The organism is Bradyrhizobium algeriense, from assembly GCF_003062295.1.
Lineage (GTDB): Bacteria > Pseudomonadota > Alphaproteobacteria > Rhizobiales > Xanthobacteraceae > Bradyrhizobium > Bradyrhizobium algeriense.
This window is the reverse complement of sequence record NZ_PYCN01000086.1, coordinates 1-6,932: the sequence shown is the minus strand read 5'-3', so window position 1 is coordinate 6,932 and position 6,932 is coordinate 1. Positions and strand designations below refer to the sequence as shown.

Sequence of the window (6,932 nt, the reverse complement as noted above, 5' to 3'; positions counted from 1 at the left end):
GAAGGCCGGTGTGTGGTTTCGGCGTGCTCGTCTGCTCATCGTCGCTCCTGATTCGCAGGCACCAGCGTGCCCGCTGTCAGGCAGAAACTCCACTTACCGACCTGTTCAAATTTGCGGAGCCGGCTCTCTCGTCTCATGCACGTGTACGTTCATGCACTTCTCCGTCGTCCACATCCGGATGATTTGAGTGCTCTTCCCCTCGTTGCTCGTCGCCAACTGCGATGAGGTCCTGCTGCCCATGTCGACGATGGTCGATAGCATCTCGCTCCGTGATACTGCGCTCCGCTCGCGCACTCGCGTCGAGTATGATGCCATGATCCCGCGAGAACTCTGCCATCTCCGTGCGCAGGGCCTCATAGTTCAAGCGCGAGTGCCGACGGGATCTCTTCCGCCACTCCTTGTCCCAGGAGTTCCCGGCGATTGACACCCACATGGGGTGCGGATGGTCGCGATCCGTATGGAACGCGGCAGCAAAATTGTACTGACCTCGTTTGGTCCTGATCCCGCTCTTCGTCCGGCAGGTCCTCGATATAGTTGCTGGTCTCCAAGGCCCAGCTTCGCGCCGTTTCTGGTATTTTGTCCGGTCTCAGGGGACTATCGAGATGTCGGGCAGATAGGTGAAGCTCCAGCTTACCCTTCCGACTAAGATACTCCCATTGCCTGATCATCTGTTCAGGGGTGTACCGCCGCTGCCACTCGGAACGATACGAATGACTACCTGAGATACAGCGGACATCCAACGTGCACTCACGTCCGTGCGCCACTATTGCTCCACCGCATTTTTCAACATGGAGCATCCATCAGCCCGCCGGCGCGACACCGACAGGATGGAACGCAGCAAACTATCGAGATCGGCGAACGCCTCGTCGAACGCGACGCGCTCGATCCGCAGGGCCTCAATATTCGTGGATCGGTTCTCCCGATAAGCGGCCACGAGCGCGGCAACGTTGCGAGAAAGCGCCCCAATCGCTTGAAGACTTCTCTCCATTTATCGGCGTGTCCCAGCATCGATTTCCAGGAAGCCGCCAATTCGTCGTACGGCAACTCGTATGGCCATGCTGTCGGTCAACCCGAGTAAGCGCGCCTGCCGAGAAAAGCTCTCGTATTCAGCGGATCGTAGTCGGGTGCTGACAACCTTGAACCTTTCCCCTTCCACGCGCCGACGTTGTCGACTGGCCATTTCGCGCGAGGCGGGCTCAGTACCGTGAGACATAGCATTTCCTCCATGAAGAGCAGAAGAAACCAGACCTGGCCTCCCTACGGGACTATCCACCAGCATGACTCAAAGGCTATATACCGTCGCGCTCTGATCAAGGTCGCTATCAACGTTTCTCCGTTACATTTGCAATCAATGCAAACTCTGTACGTCGCTAAACACAATCAATTCCCACTCGCCTTTCGCTGCACAATACTTCAAACAAACGGATGTACGACACTACCCCTCTATCTTCTTTTCACGACAAGGGTCGGACGACACATGAAGCTTTTGACGTGTTGCTCTTTCAAGGGAGGCGCAGGCAAGACGACAGCGCTCATGGGACTGTGTGCTGCCTACGCGAGTAGCGGTAGACGCGTCGCCTTGTTCGAAGCCGACAACAACCGGCCCCTAACGCGATGGAAAGACAACGCACTACGAAGCAATGCCTGGGATCCGCGGTGCGAGATTTTCGTCGCAGACGAAATGTCGCTTCTCGAGGCCGCATACGAGGGAGCTGAACGTCAGGGCTTCGACTATGCATTAGCCGACACCCAGGGCGGCTCTAGCGAGCTGAATAACACTATCATCGCAAGCTCGAACTTTCTGTTGATTCCGATCATGTTGACCCCGCTCGACATCGACGAAGCGCTTTCCACCTATCGGTATGTTATTGAGCTTCTGATGGGCGAGAACTTAGTGATTCCCACAGCCGTGCTGCGCCAACGTGTACCGGTTGGTCGCCTCACCACCTCGCTGCGCGCGATTTCGGATATGCTCGCAAGCCTTCCCCTTGTACAGTGTCCGATGTACGAGCGAGATGCCTTTGCCGCAATGAAGGAGCGGGGCATGCTGCATCTGACGCTGGACAACCTTAGAACCGAGCCGATGATGCGTCTTGTCGAACGCAACCTGAGCATCGCAATGGAAGAGCTCGTTACGCTTTCCAAGTTGCTGGATCTAGCGTTGGAGGGCTGACGGTGGGAATTCGCAAGCCCAGCTTGTCCGTGGAAGAAGCCAAGCAGCGCGCTGCCGCCCGGCTCAAGATTGAGCGTCTGGACGTGTCAGACACCGCCGACGACTCGGCTTCACCGCAGCGGCTCAGGACTGTCGATCCGGCAGACCCGCTGCGCCGGCCATCCCCGGTGAGGCATCGACGCCGCATCGATCAACACCCGATATCGACGGTAGACGCACTTCGCCCGACGATTGCCCCGGAAACAATTCAGGTGTTTCTCTGGGCACGACCGCCGGCGCCTGAGGTATCGCCAATTTTTGACAGCCTCAGCCTACGATGCAGTCCTGTAAAATCGTTACAAATGATCCTCCGTCGAGCGCTAGATGACTACGAGACCATGCTGAAGGAAGGATCGTTTCGTTCGGCACCGAAGAGCTACCCCATCCTGGACCCGGATTCCCGAGCGGGTATAGTCGTCCAGACCTCGCGCATGTTTCCGATAGCGCCCGTGCAAGTTGCTCGGACTCACTTTGATCCAATTCGGCTGGAGACGGCCCGCACCTTTGGACACAAACTGGCTACTGCAGCGCTCGCATGCTTTTTCGCAGCAGAGACGCAGTCCTGTCGTTGATCCATTTTCCGCCTGAAGAGATTGCTCCCGTGCCGACTCGCTCCTTGGCGCCCACACCATGTATGACGCAACCAAGATCCAAAATAATGATTTTAGTTCCGTGCTTGGCATTGGGGTCGAGCCTTCTCTATCGACGAGCGCTTGCGTTCGCTCAGACCCTCGGCTCGACTTCCAGTTCGGATATCTCGCCACCACACCAGACGATCCGGACCGCGATTCGATCGCGCGTGATGCGGTGGAGAACAACCTTGTCAATCAGCGTTCGTAATAACTGCTTCTTATCTGCCCGGCTCACATCAGGCCGCTGCCAGAGCTCAGGCAAGTGTGGACCAAGCGCAAGAAACTCATTCTGCTCCTCTGGGGTCAACGTGGCTGATTTGCTCTTCGTGGCTCGGCGGGTGGTCAGCGCCTCTTCAGCCTGCCGGAGTTCGCGTAGCGCTCTTTCCCATCGCCGCTCCAGCTCAGCGGCGATGAGGCGATTGTCAGGATCGACCCGATTATACTGTCGTTCGGCCAGAAGTGCCTGATAGCGCAGTCGCTCAACCTGCTGCTCTTCGGCGCGATCAAGCGCTTCGTCAGTCTGCTGCCGCGCATTGAGCGCACGCCTCCAGGCCTCCACCTCAGCGGGAGCGATCGCTGCAAAGAAAGCAGCCACCACCTGTGCGTCGATTGGATCGGCGGGAAGATGCTGGCATAGCGTCTTGCCTTGGTGGTTCAACAGGGAATTGCAGACGTAGCGAGACCCGCCCTTGTATTGTATCGACATCTTGTGGCCGCACCGGCCGCACCAGGTGATGCCCTGCAAGATAGCGGCCCCTTCTCGGGGCACGCCACGCGTTTGATTGCGTTGGTATTCGGCATGGTTATCGCGCATCATGGCCTGGATCCGCTCAAAGCCATCCCAATCGATGTATGCAGGATAGCGGTCCTTTACTACTACCTTCCACTCTGCCATTGGGCAGCGAGCCGTCTTCAGTTTACCACGTGCATAGGTCGTGCGGCAGGACTTGGTACGGCCATAGACGAAAGCGCCAGCATAGGCCGGATTCCTCAAAATTCCGGAAATCATGCTGGCTGATGGTGTCCGCCACGCAATATCGCCGAACCGGTCCCGCCGCGGTATGGAGAGCGCACGATCTCGGAATGACCGGATTACCTTGCCCACGGAGCCTCCCTCCAGAAATGTCGTGAAAACCAGTGATATCCGCTGCTGCACCTCCCTGCTCGGATCCTTCGATGCCACGCCATTGGCGTCACGCTCCAAACCCGCCGGCAACAGTAACGTCAACTCGCCGCGCTCGGCCTTGGCGCGCAGCCCCGCCGTCAGACGGCCGCGCAGTGTGTGCAACTCCACTTCGGAGATTGTGCCCTTTAAGCCGAGTAACAGGCGCCCATTGGTTGAGCCAGGATCGTAGACGCCGTCGCGATCCCGCAATGAGGCATTGCCGGTAGCCGCACAGATCGAGTAGCGGGTACCAATCAGAGCAGTTGCGCGCGAGACGTGTCACCTCGTAGGAGAGAATGATTCCGATTTCACCCAATGTGACGCGGGCGATAACGTCCTTGAAGCCCTCGCGATGCGCGGCTGTCGATCCACTCAACCCAAGGTCGGCATCAACGACATCAATATTGGTATCATCCCAACCGAGACGCGATCATACCGGCAAGCCTGTCTTGCACATAATCTCGCAGGACGGGATTATTTGCCAACTTCGCTGGCTTTGGCCGCCGGGCCGACCGATCAGCGTGCCATTGTGCCGTGGTCGCTCGATAATCTAGAGCGCCGCCGCGGGTCGCCGCATTGCGCCGGAGCTCACGAGAAATCGTGCATGGAGGGCGATCAAGCTGACGCGCGATAGTTCGCACTCCCTGGCCCTGCGCGCGCAAAATGGCGATCTCCTCCCGTTCGGCGAACGAAGGCGACGCCATCAACGCCATCCTCGCCGCCGTCGGCTATAACTTCCGCCGCCTGATCTGCTGGCTCAGGCTCTTGTTGTGGCAAATCATCGCCACCCTCGCCAAACCACGGGTCAATCCAGCCTGAAAATCAGGATTCTTCACGGCCGACAAACCATGGTCGGATGACATCGGACGCAAGCTCGTCGTCATTGAGGCTCGAACGACCCGCGCCTGCTGCCGTGGATCGCGGCTGGCAAAGATCGGTGCGGTGAGGACCACCTACGGCATCGCAATCCGCGTCCTTCACGGACGACGGATGGATCCGGCGGAAGCCTGGCTGCGTTCACGCTTGCCCCATCAACGAAGCGCCGCACCGGGTTGGTTCAGCAAGAGCCTCAACAGAGAAGCACCCCAACTACTGCGTATTCCGACGATCGCGACCCCCCGCTACGACGGATTGTGACCACCCATTCCGATCGATCGCGACCAGTGTGATGGTGCCGTCAGGTGCATTTTCTGATCTCAGTGTTTTGGCTCGACGTCAAGCGCGGTGGAGGCCGTCCCCGTAGTCGACAGGAGGGACCCGCGCGCGCTGCGGAGTGCCCCCACGGCTGACGCAGCAGCGCGCGCGGGAGGTCCCTGTTGACCCACGGGGGCGGCCGGTGGGCTGGCGATGCGCTTCATATTTTTGCTCCCGTGGGCGGCTTGCCGTTGGCTGGCGGTGTGGCCGCGGCCGGCGCCAGCCGTTCCTCGTCGGCTTTGAGCTTGCGCATAGACGGGCCGTCGAGCTCGATCCGATAAGCGTTGTGGACAATACGATCCAGCACGGCGTCGCCGACGGTGGGCTCGCCGAACACGTCAGAGTACCCCTATTCTTGAGCGGGTCGTGTCTCACGTCACGATCACTGACCCCCATCATTTTCTTTTTGGGCACCGGCTTGAGGTGCTGAAGGAGCGGTCGGGGCGCGGTCCCGCCTACGTCCTTGTCGCGCTGCCGGACGGCCGGCCGCGGGCGGTTCGGATCGCGTCGACGGATCTTGCCGAGACGATCACTTCCCGCCCAAACGCCGCCGATCTGCCGCGCATCAGTGCACGTACGCTGATCCCATTGATGCAACATTTGAGCGCGAGTCTGAGCCTTCTCGACGAGAAGGTGATTCGCGATGACCCACCGACCGCTTCCAGGTCGCGTTGCGTATCGACCCCTACCGACGTTGGCAAATCCACCTGGCCGTCCGGCCGACATTCCGCGCCTGTGGCCGAATCTGTCGACCGCGACGCAAACCCAGATCGCTCAAATCCTCGCCACGCTGCTGCGGCGAATGCAAGCGGTTCCCGGCACGCCCGGAAGAGGACTGGGTCGTGCTGATCAGCTCGACCGTCGCTGACGAGCGGCTCACGACTGCGCACCGAGCCAAGTTGGCCTATGTCTACGTGCGGCAGTCATCCGTGACTCCTATCGTCGTGTCGAGGTGATCACCGGGGAGCGCCGGCGGCGACGATGGACGGGCGAGGAGAAGGCCCGGATCGTGGCCGAGAGTTTTGAGGAGGGTGCTAACATCTCCGAGGTGGCGCGGCGCAACGGCGTTTCCCGCGGGCTGCTCACGGTGTGGCGAGGCCAGGTTACGGCGATGGTCGGCAAGGCGCCGAGCTTCGTGCCGATCCAGATTGGCGCCGAGAGCGACGGCGTCGCGTCGGCGCAGGCGAGACCCTTGAAAGTCAGCGCGCGGCCGGCCAAGGCCTGCGGGGTGGTCGAGATCGAGGTGAACGGGGCGATCATCCGGGTCGAGCCAGGAGTGGATGTTGTGACGCTTTCCACGGTTCTGTCGGTGCTCAGAGGCGATCGATGATAGCGCTGCGGCCCGACCTCAAGGTGTAAAAGTCTCGACTTAATCTGACAGAATGGTTTGGACTGGTGGGGAATGGAGCTGCGGGGCGAGCGGGAGCGCTCACCCGAACTGGCGCTCCCGCGCTGCCCCGCAGCGTCTCACACAGGAGATGCAACCATGACACAAGAGCAGAAAGTCATTCGCGCGAAGGTCGGGGTGTTGGAACTGGCCAAGCAGTTGGGCAATGTCAGCCAGGCCTGCAAGATGATGGGATATAGTCGCGACAGCTTCTACCGGTTCAAGGAACTGTACGACAAAGGCGGCGAGCTGGCGCTTGCCGAGATCAGCCGGAAGAAGCCGATCCTCAAGAACCGTGTCGCGCCTGAGATCGAAGCGGCAGTGGTGGCGCTGGCGATCGAA

General features: G+C 59.9%; 6 protein-coding genes and 4 pseudogenes. 5 read left to right on the top strand and 5 right to left on the bottom strand.

Annotated features, from left to right (window positions below; genetic code table 11):
* Nucleotides 1–763: 763 nt before the first annotated feature.
* Nucleotides 764–1,180: pseudogene (gene virD1 / locus C7G61_RS41815) on the bottom strand (T-DNA border endonuclease subunit VirD1).
* 297 nt (nt 1,181–1,477) lie between these two features.
* Here virD1 and C7G61_RS41810 point away from each other — a divergent pair.
* Together C7G61_RS41810 and C7G61_RS41805 are read left to right on the top strand one after the other, a co-directional pair.
* Complete coding sequence (locus tag C7G61_RS41810) at nt 1,478–2,173, top strand: conjugal transfer ATPase VirC1 (RefSeq protein WP_108523321.1); 696 nt, start codon at nt 1,478–1,480, stop codon at nt 2,171–2,173.
* 2 nt (nt 2,174–2,175) lie between these two features.
* Entirely contained in the window at nt 2,176–2,784 is a 609-nt protein-coding gene (locus C7G61_RS41805; RefSeq protein WP_108523318.1) for a VirC2 family conjugal transfer protein, read from the top strand.
* A 151-nt stretch (nt 2,785–2,935) separates the two neighbouring features.
* Here C7G61_RS41805 and C7G61_RS41800 read toward each other — a convergent pair whose 3' ends face one another.
* From C7G61_RS41800 to C7G61_RS41790, 3 genes and pseudogenes are all read right to left on the bottom strand, one after another.
* Nucleotides 2,936–4,219, bottom strand: coding sequence for a recombinase family protein (locus C7G61_RS41800; protein WP_108523317.1), 1,284 nt, complete (start codon nt 4,217–4,219; stop codon nt 2,936–2,938).
* Nucleotides 4,220–4,283: 64 nt separating this feature from the next.
* Nucleotides 4,284–4,385, bottom strand: a pseudogene (locus C7G61_RS46770) (hypothetical protein); the annotation flags it as partial.
* 52 nt (nt 4,386–4,437) lie between these two features.
* Nucleotides 4,438–4,701: pseudogene (locus tag C7G61_RS41790) on the bottom strand (transposase); the annotation flags it as partial.
* Between C7G61_RS41790 and C7G61_RS45380 the strand changes: the two are divergent.
* The gene (locus C7G61_RS45380; RefSeq protein ID WP_190242256.1) at nt 4,673–4,828 is read left to right on the top strand and encodes a hypothetical protein; all 156 of its coding nucleotides are present in this window, start codon (nt 4,673–4,675) and stop codon (nt 4,826–4,828) included. The pseudogene C7G61_RS41790 and the gene C7G61_RS45380 overlap by 29 nt on opposite strands.
* Before the next feature lie 535 nt (nt 4,829–5,363).
* Here C7G61_RS45380 and C7G61_RS46765 read toward each other — a convergent pair.
* Nucleotides 5,364–5,537: pseudogene (locus C7G61_RS46765) on the bottom strand (hypothetical protein); the annotation flags it as partial.
* A gap of 675 nt (nt 5,538–6,212) precedes the next feature.
* On the opposite strand from C7G61_RS46765, the gene C7G61_RS47170 reads away from it, so the two are divergent.
* Both C7G61_RS47170 and C7G61_RS41770 read left to right on the top strand, forming a co-directional pair.
* Entirely contained in the window at nt 6,213–6,533 is a 321-nt protein-coding gene (locus tag C7G61_RS47170) for a transposase (RefSeq protein WP_420836844.1), read from the top strand.
* Between the two features lie 156 nt (nt 6,534–6,689).
* A partial coding sequence (locus tag C7G61_RS41770; protein WP_145963806.1) for a helix-turn-helix domain-containing protein occupies nt 6,690–6,932 on the top strand: 243 nt, incomplete at its 3' end.

Bases quoted from the DNA above. Each gene is read 5' to 3' on its own strand.
- C7G61_RS41810 (WP_108523321.1), top strand. From the start codon at position 1,478: ATGAAGCTTTTGACGTGTTGCTCTTTCAAGGGAGGCGCAGGCAAGACG.
- C7G61_RS45380 (WP_190242256.1), top strand. From the start codon at position 4,673: ATGGCGATCTCCTCCCGTTCGGCGAACGAAGGCGACGCCATCAACGCC.